This is a genomic window from Thermosynechococcus sp. NK55a (genome assembly GCF_000505665.1).
Classification (GTDB): domain Bacteria; phylum Cyanobacteriota; class Cyanobacteriia; order Thermosynechococcales; family Thermosynechococcaceae; genus Thermosynechococcus.
Genome location: NC_023033.1, coordinates 434,439 through 451,435 on the forward strand (window position 1 = coordinate 434,439; position 16,997 = coordinate 451,435).

Sequence of the window (16,997 nt, forward strand, 5' to 3'; positions counted from 1 at the left end):
CCCTGGGAGAGATGGTGGTGTGAGGGATGTGGCATGAATAGTAAATGGACGCTGGCCCTTAGCTTCGGTGCAGGTGTGTGGCTGCCCCTAGGGGCAACGGCGCAATCTGGTCCACCCCAGTGGCAAATTGAGGCTCGGCCGACAACTCCCCCAACCTTTGAAGTGGTACCAACGCCGGAAACTCCCCCCCAGTGGCAAGCTGGTCCTGAACCCAGTGGCGATCGCCCGTGGCAGCCAGCGACCTCAGAGGAATTGGCGCAACCGGTTTTACCTCCCGTCGCTGAGCAGGCACCGAGACCGGTCATTGCCGAAGAACCCCAGTATCGCATTCCCCCCTTAATGCGTCCGCCTACCCGTCTCTTTAACTTGGAGACGGCCAATATCCTGCCCGAGCAAACCCTTGAACTGCGGGGGGGAATTCGCAACTATGATCCCGAAGTGGCTGGCGGCGGCGGCGGTCTACAAATTTTCTATGGCTCCATTGACTATGCCATCAATCATCGTTTGCAAGTGAGCTTTAGTGGCAATTACTACGACGACCCCTTGGGACGCTTGGTGAATGGGCTACAACCTGACCTTCAGTTTGGGGCGATCGCCGGTGGTTTCAAATATCAAGTGCATCGTGGCAAAAACCTCTCTGTAGCCGTGGCTGGCTCCCTAGAGGCGGTGCGGCTGCGATCGAGCAATTTTCTCTTTACGCCTGCTGCGGCGCCAACAGGGACATGGACGGTGGCTGCTTCACTCCAAGTTCCCCTTACCTACACCTTCAATCCCCAGTTACAGTGGCACTTTACACCAAACCTCACCTACTTTCCCGCCACCATTAACGGCGGGGCAAACTTCTACGACACCAACGTCAACTTTGGCACCGGCATCAGTTGGCAACCCCATCCTCGGTTTAACCTCTTTGCCGATGTGAATATGCCGGTGGGGCCTGGGGGCAATGCGGTGCGCAGTAGTGATGGCGCGATCGTCAACCTGCCCGTGTGGAGTGCTGGTGTGCGTTTCCTCGTGAACCCCTCGGTGAGTATTGATCTGGCAGCAACCAACGCCTTTGGAATCACCCCTGCAAGTCGTACCTTGGCTTTTTTGCCCGGTGCCGATCAAGTGGGCATCATGGCGGGATTAAGCTATACCCCCAATATGGGACCTGATTTTGCTCCCCCTTTTCTGCCCAGTTTTCGCAGCGGGCCGCGGCAACCCCTCACAGATCGCGATCGCCAGCTGCTCCTTAATGGTCTGACTCTTACTTCCCCCAGTACCCTCGATCCAGGTATGCTGTACCTGCGGGGCAATAGCGGCACCACAGGAACCGGTTTTCAGGTGGGCTTTGGGCTGGCCTACGATGCCCAATTGACTGTTGCCATTGAACAGTGGGAGCGCGGCAGAACCCTCATCGAAAACATCAACTACAGTGGCAACCTGCAGTTGGGGCTGGCAGCCAAGTTGCGCTTCCTCGATCAGGCTCAAGGAGATCCCTTTTCTTTCGCCTTTCAAGGCTCATTTAATCGTGGCATTGAGCAGGGAGGGGGTGCGAGTCGTTCCCTAGGGGGTTTGGAACTCGCCTTTATGTATGAGCCAACCAAGAATGTGGCACTGCTGCTGAATCCGAAGTTGGGGATTTTGACGCCGGCTCAAAAAGTGGTGGGTGGCGTTGGGATCGGCCTCAATGTTGAAGTTGTCCGCAACCTCCAATTTATTGCCGAAGCCACACCTGTCTTTGGGCAAACAGGTGTTTACAGTGCAGGATTGCGCTATGTCGTGCCCCAGTGGGGTCTGGGAATTGATCTCTATGGCTCAACGGCAGTTGGCAGCAGTATTCCCAATTCAGGTCTCATCGGTCAAGAGTCCCCAGGGGTAGGGGTTAATCTCCATTGGTTATTTGGCGGATCGCGGTAGTAAGATCACTGGAACCAGCGCCCTTCTGGGTTCCCCGTCTGAGCACTGATGACTCAGCGGCTCATCAACACCAGCCTCCAAGAGAATCCTACACTGGCTTAGACGTCTACCCAGAGAGCATTCTCCTCCTCTTAGGTCTGCTTAGGTCTGCAAAAAAACGCAGACCCTAGGATCTAGCTATAGATGCCCTTCTCATTGCATTGGAAGAGGGCTTTGATGTGCTCCCAAGGTTTCATCAGGGTATTCTCTTCATCATTCGACTCCTTTAGCACCTCATTAGAGGCTGTGATGAACTGAGACTGTGCTGCCTCCGAGAGATCTGCGCGCACCTCTGGGGAAATGTCCTCTGGACTGGACAACTCCCCCTCCGGTTGACGATCTGTCGGGGATCAGATGAGCGATGCCATATTCTCCTGCAAGCATTTTTCCAGCAGCTTCTTGATGTAGGTGGCCTGGTCCTCCTGCTGGAAAAGAACGTTCCGTGCCTCGAAATCATCTCTGGTCATACCCCCATTCCACCAATGAATCTGATTCAAGGGCGTCCTGGAAATGTCGTCTGGTAGTTTATCCACTTTCTGCCTTATGGGCTTCGACGACAAAGGGTCGGCGCACAAGCAAAAATACACATCGGCGATGTGACTCCTCAAGATGCTTTGATCAATTTCTCTTACTTCTCAAAAGCTGCTGATATGTCCTCCGGTTTCCAATGACCCAGTTCAGCAGCGGGCTGCGCAGCGGACTGTCCGTTGGAAGTGGTTGTTAGATACCCCGTTCAGGCGATCGCCCATTCTGCAGACAGAAGCTCTGTCTGTTCTAACACCGTCTGCGTCGCCTTTTCCTGCTTGTCCGGCGGGTAACCGTATTTGCGCAAGATGCGCTTGACCAGGCGCCGCAGGTTGGCGCGAACGTTTTCGCGCACCGTCCAGTCTATGGTCACGCTTTGCCGCACGATCTGCACAAGCTCCCGGGCAATCTGCCTGAGCGTGGGCTCGCCGAGCACTTTCACCGCGCTGTCGTTGGTCTCAAGCGCGTCGTAGAAGGCCAGCTCCTCTTCTGACAATTTCAGCTCTTCGCTACGGCGGTCCGCCTCGCGCATCTCTCTTGCCAGCGCAATGAGTTCTTCGATCACCTGCGCTGCTTCGATCGCCCGATTCTGATAGCGACGGAGTGCCTGTTCGAGCAACTCCGCAAAGGAACGCGCCTGGACGAGATTCTTCTTGCGGCGCAGGCAGCAGCGCGAGCCACTCCTCAGGCCTGCCGGTCTTTCAGGCCATTCAGGCGAAGCGAACACACCCTACAGACTCGACAACAGCCCATCCACTCCCATTCAATCGGCAGCCCCTGTCTAGGGCAGTTCCGGAAGTCCGAGCTCTTTTAGAAACACATTATGCCGATCGCGAGCCTCCTCGATCTTACGAGTCAACTCGACAAGCTCTTTATGAACCTGTTGTAAATCTATTTCCGGCTCTTCTTTAGCCGTGCTGACATACCGGGGGATGTTGAGATTGAAGTCGTTTTCCTCAATCTCCTTCATGCTCACCCGACGGGAGGCGAACAAGGCGCCGTTGTCGAGTTCTTCCTTCACCTCGCGGCGAAACTGGTAGGTCTCGACGATCTTGTCAACGTGCTCGGAAAGAAGCCGGTTCTGGCGCTTGTCCTTCTCGTAAAGCTCGGCGGCGTTGATAAAGAGCACATCGTCAAACTTCTTGGACTTCTTGAGTACTAAGATGCACACCGGGATGCCGGTGGAGTAGAAAAGATTGGGCGCCAGCCCGATCACCGTGTCGATGTTGCCGTCGAGCAGCAGCTTCTTGCGGATCTTCTCCTCCGCTTTGCCGCGAAAGAGCACCCCGTGCGGCAGAATGATGGCCATGGTCCCTTCACGGTGTAGGAAGTGAAACCCATGCAAGAGGAACGCAAAATCCGCCGCTGATTTGGGGGCTAGCCCGTACCCCTTGAAGCGAAAATCATCCGCCATGGTTTCGGCAGGTTCCCAGCGGTAGCTAAAGGGAGGATTGGCCACCACCGCGTCGAATTCGATCTTCTTGGCCGGGTTCTCCTCGCGCAGAATCGGCCATTCGTTCAGCAGCGAGTCGCCATGTTCGTTATCACTGAACTGCTTAAACAGCTCGGAGTCATCTTGGAGCAGCGCGAGTATCACCCGCTGAAGCGCCCTGTCGTGCTCGATGCGGGCGTTCTGCTTGTCGGAATTCTTGCGGGCATTTTGGTAAGCGGCGTCAGCCGCCATGCGGGCAGGAATCTCCTCGGTGATGAGCTGGCGCAATCGGGACTTGCCCCCAGCATAGATAGGCGTCAATCCCATTGATCCCGAACCTCGGTGAGGAAAAAGCAGAACACTGTGCCCCCTTGACTAATCGCGGGCAAGGTTTTCAAAGCGGGTGTATTGAGGGTCAAACAGCAGCTTCACTGTGCCCACAGGGCCATTGCGGTGTTTGGCAATCAACAGCTCACAAATCCCGCGATCGGGGGTGTCGGGATTGTAATAATCATCGCGGTACAGCAAAATGACGAGGTCAGCATCCTGTTCAATCGATCCCGATTCCCGCAGGTCCGACATCAGGGGACGCTTGTTTTGCCGCGATTCAACGCTGCGGCTGAGTTGAGAAAGGGCAATGACGGGAACATTGAGTTCCCGCGCCAGGGCCTTGAGGGAGCGGGTAATTTTGGAGAGTTCTTGGACGCGGCCTTCACTGGTTTCTTCGCCGCCCATGAGTTGCAGGTAGTCAATCAAAATGAGGCCGAGACCATTGGGATGCTCGGCATGGAGTCGGCGGGCAGTGGAGCGAATTTCCCCAAGGGTGGGATTTGGGGTGTCGTCAATGTAGATGGGCAGTTGCGAGAGAATCCCGATCGCCCGACTCAGGGGTTCCCACTGGTGTTGGCTGATGCGCCCCGCCCGTAAATAGTTGCTGTCAATGCGGGCTTCACTGGCCAGGAGCCGTTGCACCAGTTGTTCCTTAGACATTTCAAGGCTGTAGATGGCCACCCCCAGATTGTGAATTTCAGCAATGCGGCGGGCAATTTGCAGGGCGATCGCCGTCTTGCCCATAGAAGGGCGCCCCGCAATGATAATCAAGTCCGATCGCTGGAAGCCTTGGGTCAGGTTGTCCAGGTCATAAAAATTGCAGAATAAACCCGGCTGAATATTGCCGATCGCCCGCTGCTCCAATTCCGCGAAGGTACGGGTAAGAATCTCATCGGTGCGTGTCAATCCCTGCTGAATACGATCCTGGGTAACGCTAAAGATTTGCTGTTCAGCGCGATCCAAAATGGTATTCAACGAAAGGCTGGTATCGTAGCCTAGCTTGACCACTTGGTTGCCCGCTTCAATGAGTTTGCGGCGCAGATACTTTTCTTTGACCAAGAGGGCGTAACGATCAATGTTAATGGCACTGACCGTCCGTTCTACTAATTCTGCCAGTTTGGCCTGTCCACCCACTTTCTCTAATAGCTCTTGATCCTGTAGCCAAGCAGTGACACACAGCAGATCCGTAGGGCTGCCGCGGCTGTGGAGAGAAACCATCGCCCGATAGATCTCGCGGTGGGCCCTGAGGTAAAAAGCCTCAACCGGCAAAATATCCACCACCCGGTTGATGGCTTCCGGATCTAAGAGAATACCCCCCAAAATCCACTCTTCGGCTTCGAGGTTCTGGGGGGGAATCAGTTCACTATCAAGCTGAAAACTCGGCTCCTGAACCATTAGATAGGTTCGCCCTAGTCGGGAACAACTTGAATATTGAGTTTGACACTCACTTCGGGATGGAGCTTGATTTCAGCGGCATAGGTGCCCAATTTACGAATTTCCGGCAGAACTATGTCACGACGGTCAACGGTTTCGCCCGTGATGGCCTGGATTGCCTCGGCCACATCCTTGGGCGTGACACTGCCAAAGAGCATATCTTTTTCACCCGCAGGCATGGAGATGGTAATAGTGGCCAGTTTTTCCAGGGTGGCTTTTTGTTTTTCAGCAACGACCTTGAGTTCAGCAAGGCGCTGCCGTTCCTTTTCTTGGAGCCGCTCTACCCGCCGTAGGGCACTGGGGGTTGCTGGCTCGGCAATCCCCCTCGGAAATAGGTAGTTACGGGCATAGCCGGGGGCGACTTCGACGACTTGACCCATTCGCCCGAGTTTATTGACGGTTTCATTCAAGACAACTTGCACCCGCTTTGCCATGGGGATCCTCTTTCAGTGTATACGGATTAACAGCAAGCGTCAGCGCTAGTGGCTACGGCTGCTATTTTAGGACAAACAACTATTTTATAGTCTTCGGGGGCGAACACCTAGGGTGCACTGCGCGATCGCGACAAAAAAAGGGCAGAACACTGTTCCACCCTTAGACCGAGTTTGTTCAAAAGTTAAGGGTTCACTTAGAGGGGATGGAAGAGCAAGTCGGGATAGAAGCGATTAAATTCAATCAAAATCCCAGCGGTAATCGTCATCCAAATGGCGGCCAGCACGGGCGCAGTAGAAAGATAGGTCAAAAAATGTTTCATGGTACGTTGTCCTTAATCACAGTCAACGGCAGTGAAGTTAGCGAGGAGAAACAGTGATTTCATTGTCTTTGGCGGTGAGTTCACCCGCTGCCAGCTCCTTGAGGGCGGCCAAAGGCCAGGCAAACCCCGTAAGCATAAATTTAATGGCAAGGGGGACATCAATAATGATTTCTTTTTCGTTGGCCTCACCGCTGTTGCGCACGGCAATTAAGTAGGCGCGACCCACCCAGCCAATCCAGCCGGCAATATACAGGAACAGCGCACTGGGAATCAGAAAATCACCGGCGCGGCTGAGGCGACCATCCACAACAAGGTGGGGCAAGCCATCTTGGCCACAGAGGGCCTGGCTGTAGCGCTCAAACCGTTTTTGGCCGGAGGCGGGATCAGCGGTGGTATTGACGGCAGCAGCGGCCCGCTTTTGAAATGCCGGGGAATCTTTGCAAGGAACGAGTCCGGCCACGTCAGCAGAAGCTAGGGGGGTAAAGCCTAGCCACAGGGTCAAAACAAGGAGTAGGGCTAACAATCGACGCATGGAGTGTTGTCCTCAAATGCAGACAGGTCAAAGTGCATTCGCGGAGAGAGCAATCCCTCCCAAAGCTGCCATCATTTTAGCGGATGGGCCTCAACCCAACCCTAGGGGAAAGGTTAATAATTTTTACGAGGGCAAATAGTGACTAATGCTTCCTCTGGCGATCGCTCTATCAATGCCAGCGATCCCACAGTAATCTCAGGCAGCAGCGTCAAGGCTTATTCCTATTGAGATAACCCCAGCCCCTTTGCTAAATTGGATCCATGCCTTATAAGCTAAAGCTTTCAAGCATTTGCGCGTCGGTCTAGTCGGGGAAAAGCAACCCAAGATGAGCGGCTTTTGGTTTTAGCACCTATGAAGAATTGGTATGCAACATTTTTCTCCTGCCTTGCCCCCCATGGATGCTGACCCGACGTTTGACTTGCCTGAGAAGAAGATTCTAGAGACCTTACCTCCCCAACAATTAGTGGCGATTATTTTGCGTCAGCAGCAAATTATTAATCAACTGCGCCATGCCCTCTTGCAAATTCCCGGGGTCCCTGAGGTCCTTCATCCGGGAGCGCCGGCCCCTCCAGAACCTCATCTAGCGCTGGTGAGCGAGGACACGGTTTGTTATTTTCCCTTAACGGGGGGGAACTGCTGGACAATTGGCCGCAGTGAAGACAATTCCATTGTCCTCAGCGATCGCTGGATGTCACGGAACCATGCCATGATTCAGCGCCTCGGACAGGGGGAGTTTTATCTCATTGATCTCGGCAGTCGCAATGGCACGTTTGTCAACGGTCGCCGCGTCAGCATTCCCGTTGCCCTGCACAATGGCGATCGCATTACCTTTGGCCAAACGGAACTCGACTTTTTTAATGAACCCTTTGCCCCCCTGTTTGCCGACAATGCCGCTTTGTCTTTGCTGCAATCCGAAGGCTCCTCCACGGCCCTTCTCCATGTCCGCCGCCTATTGACGGTTCTGGTCGTGGATATTCGTGACTTTACGAAACTCACACGGCAGTTAGAAGAGGAGCTGCTGTCGGAACTCATTGGCACGTGGTTTCATCGGGCAGGGGAAATTATTCGGCAATATGGTAGCTGGGTGGACAAGTACATCGGGGATGCGGTAATGGCAGTTTGGATCCACGAAAGCGAGGAGATTGGCTGTCAAGAAATTTGCCACACCCTCTCTGCCTTAGAGGATTTACGGCTCATGACGGGAGAACTGCACCAGCAATATCCCTTGCCGTGGCCATTGCGCATTGGTTCTGGCTTGAATACGGGCTATGCAATGGTGGGCAATACAGGAAGTGGCGATCGCCCAGATTACACTGCTTTGGGAGATACCGTTAATGCTGCTTTTCGCCTTGAGAGTGCCACCAAAACCATTGCCGCTGATTTGGCCATGGGAGCAACCACCTACCACTACCTTGTGCAATCTTGTCCAACCCCTGTGCCATTTCAACTTCAAGTCCTGAATCTGAAGGGCTATGAAGCCCCTGTGCCTGCCTATGTAGGCACCTTTGATGACCTGCATTCCTTCCTTGACCAAGCCCTCAAAAGCAGAGACACCCTACATTAAACACCTTGAAAAAGGCGATGAAGGGACGGCTTCTGTCTGGTATGATTGAATCACCTGTAGGGGGCAGCCTAGACAGTGGTCTATATGTAGGTGTAATGCCTCAGGTGCCTCTGTCATCCTGCTGGCGATCGGTGACTGCCGCCTGCGCTGGCTGTGCGATGTGGTCAGTTCTTTGCTTTCATTCTTAATGAACCGCTGTTTTTGGTAATGACCTGTGAGATTTGGGAGGTAAAGGAATTATGCAACGTTTGGGCCGCTGGCTAGCATTGGCTTACTTTGTGGGCGTTAGCCTGTTGGGCTGGATCAACTGGAGTGCCCCAACCTTGGCGGCAACTGCATCCACCGCGGAAGAACTGGTCAATGTGGTCGATGAGAAACTCGGCACTGCCTATGGCGAAAAAATTGACCTCAACAATACCAACATTGCCGCCTTCATCCAGTACCGCGGCCTCTATCCAACTCTGGCTAAATTAATTGTTAAAAATGCACCCTATCAATCCGTTGAAGATGTCCTCAACATCCCCGGTCTAACAGAACGGCAAAAGGAAATTCTGCGCCAAAACCTGGATCACTTCACCGTCACCGAGGTGGAAACGGCTCTCGTTGAGGGGGGCGATCGCTACAATAATGGACTATACAAGTAGTCAGCCTCGTTAGCTATATTGGCAATAACATGCTTTTGGGTTAGCGTTGACTCCCGCAACTTCTGGATTTGATGTCTTAATCATTGGCAGTGGTGCTGCGGGTCTCAGTGCTGCCCTTGCCCTTCCTGCCACCTATCGCGTTGGCCTGATCACAAAAACCGATCTCCAGCAATCGGCCAGCGGCTGGGCCCAGGGCGGTATGGCTGCGGCCATTGATCCTACGGATTCTCCCTCGCTCCATGCCCAAGATACCCTTGCTGCGGGGGCTGGTCTCTGTGATCCAGTGAGTGTCCAGTTTTTGGTTGAGCAGGCACCGACACAGGTGGAGCGCCTGTTGGCAATGGGGGTCGCCTTTGATCGTGCGGGCGATCGCCCGGCTTTGACCCTCGAAGCTGCCCATTCTCGTCCTCGAGTACTCCATGCCGCTGATACCACCGGACAAGCCCTAATTACGACACTGCTCAAACAGGTGACTGCTGCACCCCATATCACGCTTTTGCCCAATAGCTTTGTCTTTGATCTGTGGCTAGAGTCGGGGCGATGCTGTGGGGTGTGTCTGTTGCATCAGGGACAGCTCCAGTGGCTGCGCTCGGGGGCGGTCATTCTCGCTACGGGGGGTGGCGGTCAAGTGTTTGCCCAAACTACTAATCCCCCCCTCAGTACTGGCGATGGTGTGGCAATGGCCTGGCGAGCCGGCGCCCACATTCGCGATGTCGAGTTTTTTCAGTTTCATCCCACTGCCCTAGCCGTCGAGGGGGCACCGCGATTTCTCATCAGTGAAGCAGTACGGGGTGAAGGGGCGCATTTAATTGACAACACAGGTCATCGCTTTGTAGCGGATTACCATCCTGCTGGCGAGCTGGCCCCCCGGGATATTGTCAGTCGTGCCATTTACCGTCACCTTCAGCACACCCATGCCCCCCATGTCTGGCTAGACTTACGACCCCTTCCCCGCGATCGCCTGCACCACCGCTTTCCGAAAATCATTGCTGTCTGTCGGCAGTGGGGCATTGATGTTGAGCAGCAACCCATTCCGGTGTCTCCGGCAGCCCATTACTGGATGGGGGGAGTCGTCACCGACTTACAGGCCAAAACCAGCCTTCCCGGCCTCTATGCCGTTGGCGAAGTAGCTAGTACTGGTGTCCATGGTGCCAATCGCCTAGCCAGTAACTCCCTTTTGGAATGTTTTGTCTTTTCGGCTCAACTTGCCCACCTGGATCCTCAGCCCCTTCCCTTGGCAGTGTTCCCTGTTGGCCAGAAATCCCTTGAAATTGAGCCAGTGAGCTTTCGTCAGTGGCGCCAAGAGTTGCGGGAACTCCTGTGGCAAAGTGCAGGGATTTGTCGCGATGCTCCCCCATTGATGGCCGCTCTTTCCCAAGTGAAGGAATGGCGCCAACAATTGCTGGCTCATCCAGTTGCGATCGCCTTTCATGAACTAGACCCCAATTACTCCTACACCCTCAGCAATCAAGCCGGGCAGGACACCCTTTGGGAATGGGGCGAGCTACGCAATCTCTTGGATATTGCCTATTTAATTCTCAAAAGTGCCCTCTTTCGTGAGGAAAGTCGCGGTGGTCACTACCGCCAAGACTACCCCCAACCCGATCCCAACTGGCAAATGCACACCCTGATTTGGGGAGAACACTGGCAAAAAGCAGCAATTCAAGGCCTTCAGAGTAAACTATAGTTGCTATAGATTCCAAAAATTTTTTGCGGTGATCTATCCCTATGATGCAGTCACGGCGTGTGCAGGAAAGTTTGGTGGGCCTGGTTATCCTTGCGGGCTTAGCAACATTGGGGGTCGGCCTCCTCTGGTTGCGGGGCCACCTTGCCGGTGCCAATAGCTACACCCTTGAGGTGGAATTGGACACAGCACCGGGCTTAGCAGTGGGAACACAGGTGCGCTATCGGGGTGTCCAGGTGGGACGAGTCACGGCCATTGGTTTTGATGCCAATGGTGTCCAAGTGAGTGTGCGCATCAATAATGTGTTGATTCCGCGGAGTGCTGTACCGGAGATTCGCCAGTCGGGCTTTCTTGGTCAGGCCTTCTTGGACTTTACTCCCAAGGAGCGGGTACCGGAGATTCCCAAGGAGGTCACCGCCTTTGCCCCCAAGTGCCAACCAGCGGTGGTTTACTGCAATGGCGATCGCGTGACCGGGGTGCGCACTGCCAGCCTAGAAGATTTGGTGCGAGCCGCAACTCGTTTTACCACTGCCCTTGAAGAATCAGGCCTTATCAACAACGCCAATACCCTCATTTTGGGGGCAACCCGCGTTGTGAACCGTGCTGATCAATCCCTGACAAAGGTCACCACTGCCCTCGATAGCTTCAACGCCCTCAGTAATGAAGCCCGTGTTGAACTACGGAACTTTGGCACGGCCTCGCAAGCAGTGACTCGTGCAGCCAACCAAATCAGTGAAATCGTTGAAGTGAACCGCGATACAATTAACTCTACTTTGCGCAACATTGACGGTGCTGCCCGAGAGTTGAGAACCACACTCAAAGCACTGCGCCCCCTGACAAATCAACTGGAGCAGGGGGAATTGCTAGCGAATTTGGATGCCCTAATTAAAAATGGTGCCCAAGCAGCCGCCAATCTCAATAAAGTCTCTGGGGCGTTAAGTAGTCCTATCGTTATGCTGTCGATCGCCCAAACCTTAGATGCCGCGCGGGCCACATTCATCAATGCCCAGAAACTCACCAATGACCTCCTTAAACTAACCAGCAATCCATCCTTTCAGTCCGATTTACGGCGCTTAATTCAAATCCTCAGGCGCCTGCTGGCCTCAAGCCAAGACCTTGAGCAGCAATTATTAGCTCTTCATGCCACCTCCCTAAGGGCAACTGAAGCTGCGCCGCCAACGCTTGTACCCATTCCCACTGTGGCTGCAACACCTCCTAAAGAAAACGAAGAGGAAGCAGCTATCTCCAGAGATCCCTAACGTCCTCCCTAACTGGCAATGGGAAGATTGCTAGGCGGAACTGGGTCAGCGCTGTTTATCATAGACCTAGGAATAAATGCATAAAGTCGAAATTTGCAAGGAATTGATTGAGGATAAAACCAATCATGGAGAATGCCTTACCTGCGGTTTATTTAAGTGTGTTGATTATTCTACTGGGCGTCTCAGCTTGGTTTGTGGTCAAACAAATTCTTAAAACCCGCCGTATTGAGTCTAGCTTGGCACGCCTCCAACGGAAACTCAAGCAAGAACCGGGCACTACCCAAGAATACTTTGAGCTAGGCAGCATTTACCTCACTAAGAAACTCGCTAGCCAGGCAATTCCCCTGTTTCAAAAGGCCCTGAAGGCGGCTGAAAGCGAAGGCGAAACCTGTCTTGCCCCCATCTACAATGCCCTTGGCTATGCCTACTTCATGCAAGAGCAGTATGACTTGGCGATTCGCCAGTACAAAGAAGCCCTCAAAAATCAACCGGCGTATGTGACTGCAGCCAACAACCTAGGTCACGCCTATGAGAAGAAGAACCTCCCCCAGCCAGCCCTTGAGGCCTATCAGCACACGCTGAAATACGACCCCAACAACGCGATCGCCCAACGGCGGGTGAATTCTCTGAAAAAACGACTCAGTGGTGCGGCAGCTTGAGGATACCTAGTCAAGCAAAAACTAGTTAGCAAAAAAACTGGCCAGGACATTTCCCAACCAGTTCTCAATTCTTTGGTATTTATCTGGGTAAGTTAGCCCTCGGCTTAGGCTTCTCCTTCAATGTAAAGAAACAGCAGCCCCATCACCACCGTGGGCATTAGCCAACAGACCACGGGAATAAAAATCCAAGGCAAAAAGGATGCAGCATAAGATCCCATCATAATCAGCGGTTCTCCTTCTGGGTAATCAAAAGCAAAGTGTGACCAAGGCTCTAGTTAAAGAGGCCAGTCATGATGCCATCAACAACAGCAAAGTTTTCAAGGAGGAAAAAGGCAACAAAGGCACCCCCCATGGCACCCACAAAGAAGCCAGCCGTGAACTGACTCCAACCTTCACCGCTTTTCAGGGAATCGCTGCTACTGCCCCCCTTTTGAAAACTGACCAGACCATAGGCCGCTAAGCAAGCCGTGGCAATTAAAATGAGGGCGATCCCCGAAATTAAGCCGCCTAGGTTGGCTACATCAGAGTCCCGCAGCGGACCAAGCTTGACCCAAGGGCCAATGAGGAAGTAACCATGGGCCATACCCACTTCCAAGCCCCGCAGAATTGGGGAGAGGCCTTGACGATAAGCGGGTAGGTTGCCAATAAACGTCTTCACGAGGCCAGAGTCAGAAACGGGTGTTGAGAGGTGACCCACAAAGGGATCGCCATTGTATGGCTTAATCAGTTCTTCTGCCATGATTTTTATTTCCCTAGCATTCCGTCATGTCCGCGCACAGGCACAGACCTAAGTGGTTATTCTAGGCAAGGGCGGGCGATCGCGCGAGAGACAGCCTGCTTCTCTTCAAGAAAGTTCATGTATCGCAACATCCCCTTACGCTGCCCTGCCCCCGAGCTTGGGTTAGTAGGTGGGTACGCTGGGATCGACTTCCTGACTCCAAGCGTTGATGCCCCCTTTGATATTGATTCCCTCAATGCCAGCCTGTTTGAGGATGCCCAAGGCTTTGGCAGAGCGCCCCCCCATCTTGCAGTGCACCAAAAGGCGATGGCCATTCACCAAACTGCGGATTTTTTCCACACCCGAGCCATTTTCAATTTCCGATAGGGGAACAAGAACAGAGCCGGGAATCCTAGCAATTTCGTACTCATTGGGGTTGCGCACATCCACAAGAACGTAATCTTGGGCGCCACTGTCCATCAAGGCTTTGAGTTCCTGCACTGTCATTTCGGGAATGTCTGCCATTTGGGCGGCCTCCTGAGCTTTCGCTTGGCGAATACCACAGAATTCTTCGTAGTCAATCAGCTTGTCAATGACTGGTCGCTCGGGGTTGGGACGCAGTTTGAGTTCACGGAATTTCATGTCTAAGGCATTGAAGAGCAAAAGGCGACCACTGAGGGTTGTGCCTTTACCAAGAATGATTTTAATGGTCTCCGTGGCTTGGATGACCCCAATAATTCCCGGTAGGATGCCCAAAACGCCCCCTTCGGCACAGGAGGGTACCAGACCCGGCGGCGGGGGTTCCGGGTAGAGATCGCGGTAGTTGGGGCCGCCTTCATAGTTAAAGACTGTGGCCTGGCCTTCAAAGCGAAAGATGGAGCCATAGACATTGGGCTTATTCAGAAGCACACAGGCATCGTTCACCAAATAGCGGGTGGGGAAGTTATCGGTGCCATCCACCACAATGTCATAATCCGCCATAATCTCAAGGGCATTGGCGGCGCTCAAGCGAGTTTCGTACAGATCAACTTGGCAGTAGGGATTGATTTCAAGGATGCGGTGCTTGGCCGATTCAATTTTGGGCTTGCCCACCCAGGAGGTGCCGTGGATGATTTGCCGTTGCAAATTGGAATTATCGACAACATCAAAATCTACAATGCCAAGGCGGCCAATACCCGCAGCGGCGAGATAGAGCAGCAGGGGCGATCCCAATCCACCGGTGCCAATGCAAAGCACGCTGGCAGCTTTGAGGCGTTTTTGACCCTCGACACCCACCTCCGGCAAAATCAGATGGCGGGAATAGCGTTCATAGTCCTCTTTCGTTAGTTCAATCGTAGAAAGGTCTGGATTTAGCATGGTAGCCCTTCATAAAAAATGCGGCTGATCTAACCCGATCAGTAAGGGTGAGGGGATGATTTCCATTTTACTTAGGGGCGCGACAGGGGATCTGCCAAAGTTTCAATTGTCAACACTTGGGGTGGTGTCGCATCTGGCGGATAGAGCATGGTGAACTGTACCCAGCGGATTTCTTGGGGCTGTAGGGTGAGCCGCACAAGATCGTCCCCCTGCTGTCCTTGGCGTTGGACAAGGTGAATGATTCGACTTTGGGGGGTGCTTTGATCATCGCGGAAGCGCAATCGGACACTGCCTCGGAAGAAGATACGGTTGGGCGGCTCAGCAAAAAACTGCAATCCAGGGGCGGGGGCATCGAACTTGATGGGGGTTTGGAGGGCAAGGCGAACGGTCTGGGGGCGATCGCTGGTGTTTTGGAGGGGCAGCACTAAATCATATTCAACCCCATAGTTGCCGTGGGCAGCATAGGCCGTATCCGGATAGCGCACCACGAGGGGAGCCGTTTGCACTTGTCCTGTGCCCAAGCGCCCTGCCACTAACGAACTAATAGGATAGGACAAGGCGGTACCCCCTGTGGGAATGGGAATTGGTTGCTGTTGGGGATTGTGCCAGCGGGAGCCGAGGGCAACGCCGGCGACTCGGCCATAGATGATCTGGCCCCCCTGATTGGGGGAGGTGGGGGCGCGATCGCGGGGAGTGACGAGTTCCCCTGTCATTAGGGTCTGCTGCCATTGCTCTAGGGTCGGCGGTTCATTGCCAAAGCGGGCTAAACTGGCGAGGTAAATGTTGCCACTGCTGCGGGCACGAATCAGCAGCGAACGGCCATTGAGGGGTGGGTCTAGCCCCTTCACAGGAATCGGTAAATTGGCAATCAGGGCATAACTGCGTGGGGGAATTCGGATTTGTGCTGGCCAGCCCGATTGCCGCCGTTGTCGCAAAATATCCAGCATGACGCGATCGCCCGGACCCGCAAAAATTTGGCCTAGATCATTGGCCTGCTGACTGGGCAGGGAGCGGAAGGGAGCATCGGGTTGACTCAGGTAACTGGCGGCATAGATCAGGTTCACCGTTACCGCTTCAGAACTGGGGTTGTAGGCGAGAATCCCTAGGTAGAGGGTGGTGAGATTCTGCGGGTCAAGGGGCTTAGCAATATGGTGGACAAAGATATCAAAGCGATCGCGAAAGGCAAAGTTCAAGTGGGCCTTGGGAGTCCCTTTGCCCTCTGGTGGAAAGGTAGAAAGAAGGATGCCCGGTCGCTGTACCACCTCTGGGCTATTGCTATTAAACACAGGCACCTGATCGAGGGCCCCCGGTAAAGGGAGGACTTTTTGGGGTTTTTCAATCGTTGCCGGCCCCTGAGCCAACCCTGGAGACATAGCAACCAGTGCCGCGCAGCTCCCCAACCACCAGCGGAAATCAATCGCCATCACCGAGACCTAGTAGCTAATTTGCAGCGTTACACTCGCCTCCACCTGCAATTCCCCAGAGACGACAGGGGTGCTATCGGCCATCGTTGCTGCACGAACGGTGAAGAGTTTTGGGGGAGGTGCCGCCTGACTAATTTGAATGCTCAACACTTGGCGCGGTTGGAGATTGAGGGCACTCAGCACTGCTTGGGCTTGGCTTTGGGCATCTTGGGTCGCCCGCTGCAGGGCAGTGCGTTGGGCAGCGGCAATAGTGGCCTCTGGTGCCGTAAAGCTAATATTGTCAATCGTGGTTGCGCCAGCTTGCACGGCAGCGTCAAGGAGTGGCCCCACGCGATCGCTAGCAATGCGAAAACTCACGGTATTGCGCCCGATATATCCCACCAGTATCCGCTGATTGTCGGTGTATTGATAATTTGGATTGAGACTCAGCCCTGTGGTTTGCAGTTGAGTGACCTCCCGTGCCCGCAAAACCGCCAAAACTGCATTGGCTCGCCGCGCCACCTCCTGCTGTACCTCCTGAGCCGTGCGACCTTGAACCTCAACCCCAAGGCTGACTTGGGCCAGGGTTGCTGAAATGGCTTCTGTCCCTCGACCTGTGACCGTCAGGATACGTTGGGCTTCTTGACTCACAGCAGGTTGCTCAGCAATCACCATAGCTCCCCCAACCAGCAGAGTAGCAAGACCGAGGGTATAAAAAGGTGTCAACGGATGTTTCACAGCGGCACTCACCACAAACTCTCGTGG

The 16,997-nt window shown here is 53.9% G+C and carries 16 protein-coding genes and 2 pseudogenes; 6 read left to right on the forward strand and 12 right to left on the reverse strand.

Annotated features, from left to right (window positions below; genetic code table 11):
* Positions 1-33 precede the first annotated feature (33 nt).
* Positions 34-1,899 (forward strand): hypothetical protein, encoded by a 1,866-nt coding sequence (locus NK55_RS02120; protein WP_024124193.1) that lies wholly within the window; start codon positions 34-36, stop codon positions 1,897-1,899.
* A 173-nt stretch (positions 1,900-2,072) separates the two neighbouring features.
* Here the strand turns inward: NK55_RS02120 and NK55_RS13040 are convergent, their stop codons facing one another.
* From NK55_RS13040 to NK55_RS02155, 7 genes and pseudogenes are all read right to left on the reverse strand, one after another.
* Positions 2,073-2,258, reverse strand: a complete 186-nt coding sequence (locus NK55_RS13040; RefSeq protein WP_200865510.1) for a hypothetical protein — start codon at positions 2,256-2,258, stop codon at positions 2,073-2,075.
* 413 nt (positions 2,259-2,671) lie between these two features.
* Positions 2,672-3,124, reverse strand: a pseudogene (locus NK55_RS02130) (type I restriction enzyme endonuclease domain-containing protein); the annotation flags it as partial.
* A gap of 120 nt (positions 3,125-3,244) precedes the next feature.
* Positions 3,245-4,027, reverse strand: a pseudogene (locus tag NK55_RS02135) (N-6 DNA methylase); the annotation flags it as partial.
* 243 nt (positions 4,028-4,270) lie between these two features.
* On the reverse strand, positions 4,271-5,620 hold the full coding sequence (gene dnaB / locus NK55_RS02140; protein WP_024124196.1) for a replicative DNA helicase: 1,350 nt from the start codon (positions 5,618-5,620) through the stop codon (positions 4,271-4,273).
* Between the two features lie 14 nt (positions 5,621-5,634).
* The gene (gene rplI, locus NK55_RS02145; protein ID WP_024124197.1) at positions 5,635-6,093 is read right to left on the reverse strand and encodes a 50S ribosomal protein L9; all 459 of its coding nucleotides are present in this window, start codon (positions 6,091-6,093) and stop codon (positions 5,635-5,637) included.
* A 194-nt stretch (positions 6,094-6,287) separates the two neighbouring features.
* Positions 6,288-6,413 carry a photosystem I reaction center subunit IX gene (gene psaJ, locus NK55_RS02150; RefSeq protein ID WP_011058244.1) on the reverse strand — a complete coding sequence of 42 codons (126 nt, stop codon included), beginning with the start codon at positions 6,411-6,413 and terminating at the stop codon, positions 6,288-6,290.
* 37 nt (positions 6,414-6,450) lie between these two features.
* Positions 6,451-6,945 (reverse strand): photosystem I subunit III precursor, plastocyanin (cyt c553) docking protein PsaF, encoded by a 495-nt coding sequence (locus tag NK55_RS02155; protein ID WP_024124198.1) that lies wholly within the window; start codon positions 6,943-6,945, stop codon positions 6,451-6,453.
* Positions 6,946-7,309: 364 nt separating this feature from the next.
* On the opposite strand from NK55_RS02155, the gene NK55_RS02160 reads away from it, so the two are divergent.
* The 5 genes from NK55_RS02160 to NK55_RS02180 all read left to right on the forward strand — a co-directional run bounded on the left by NK55_RS02160 (position 7,310) and on the right by NK55_RS02180 (position 12,755).
* On the forward strand, positions 7,310-8,509 hold the full coding sequence (locus tag NK55_RS02160) for an adenylate/guanylate cyclase domain-containing protein (RefSeq protein WP_024124199.1): 1,200 nt from the start codon (positions 7,310-7,312) through the stop codon (positions 8,507-8,509).
* 239 nt (positions 8,510-8,748) lie between these two features.
* On the forward strand, positions 8,749-9,153 hold the full coding sequence (gene psbU / locus NK55_RS02165; protein WP_024124200.1) for a photosystem II complex extrinsic protein PsbU: 405 nt from the start codon (positions 8,749-8,751) through the stop codon (positions 9,151-9,153).
* A 46-nt stretch (positions 9,154-9,199) separates the two neighbouring features.
* Entirely contained in the window at positions 9,200-10,840 is a 1,641-nt protein-coding gene (gene nadB / locus NK55_RS02170; RefSeq protein ID WP_024124201.1) for an L-aspartate oxidase, read from the forward strand.
* A gap of 41 nt (positions 10,841-10,881) precedes the next feature.
* Positions 10,882-12,096 (forward strand): MlaD family protein, encoded by a 1,215-nt coding sequence (locus NK55_RS12300; protein ID WP_051372759.1) that lies wholly within the window; start codon positions 10,882-10,884, stop codon positions 12,094-12,096.
* A 125-nt stretch (positions 12,097-12,221) separates the two neighbouring features.
* The gene (locus NK55_RS02180; RefSeq protein ID WP_024124203.1) at positions 12,222-12,755 is read left to right on the forward strand and encodes a tetratricopeptide repeat protein; all 534 of its coding nucleotides are present in this window, start codon (positions 12,222-12,224) and stop codon (positions 12,753-12,755) included.
* Positions 12,756-12,859: 104 nt separating this feature from the next.
* Here the strand turns inward: NK55_RS02180 and NK55_RS02185 are convergent, their stop codons facing one another.
* The 5 genes from NK55_RS02185 to NK55_RS02205 form a co-directional block, all read right to left on the reverse strand.
* Positions 12,860-12,976: a photosystem I reaction center subunit VIII gene (locus NK55_RS02185; protein ID WP_011058237.1), complete on the reverse strand. Its 117-nt coding sequence runs from the start codon at positions 12,974-12,976 to the stop codon at positions 12,860-12,862.
* A 50-nt stretch (positions 12,977-13,026) separates the two neighbouring features.
* Positions 13,027-13,494 carry a photosystem I reaction center protein subunit XI gene (locus NK55_RS02190; RefSeq protein WP_024124204.1) on the reverse strand — a complete coding sequence of 156 codons (468 nt, stop codon included), beginning with the start codon at positions 13,492-13,494 and terminating at the stop codon, positions 13,027-13,029.
* Positions 13,495-13,656: 162 nt separating this feature from the next.
* Positions 13,657-14,829 (reverse strand): molybdopterin-synthase adenylyltransferase MoeB, encoded by a 1,173-nt coding sequence (gene moeB, locus NK55_RS02195; protein ID WP_024124205.1) that lies wholly within the window; start codon positions 14,827-14,829, stop codon positions 13,657-13,659.
* A 71-nt stretch (positions 14,830-14,900) separates the two neighbouring features.
* Entirely contained in the window at positions 14,901-16,202 is a 1,302-nt protein-coding gene (locus NK55_RS02200; RefSeq protein ID WP_398508289.1) for a DUF3370 domain-containing protein, read from the reverse strand.
* 60 nt (positions 16,203-16,262) lie between these two features.
* A complete protein-coding gene (locus NK55_RS02205) occupies positions 16,263-16,970 on the reverse strand; it encodes an SIMPL domain-containing protein (RefSeq protein WP_024124207.1) in 708 nt (235 codons plus the stop codon).
* Positions 16,971-16,997: the final 27 nt, after the last annotated feature.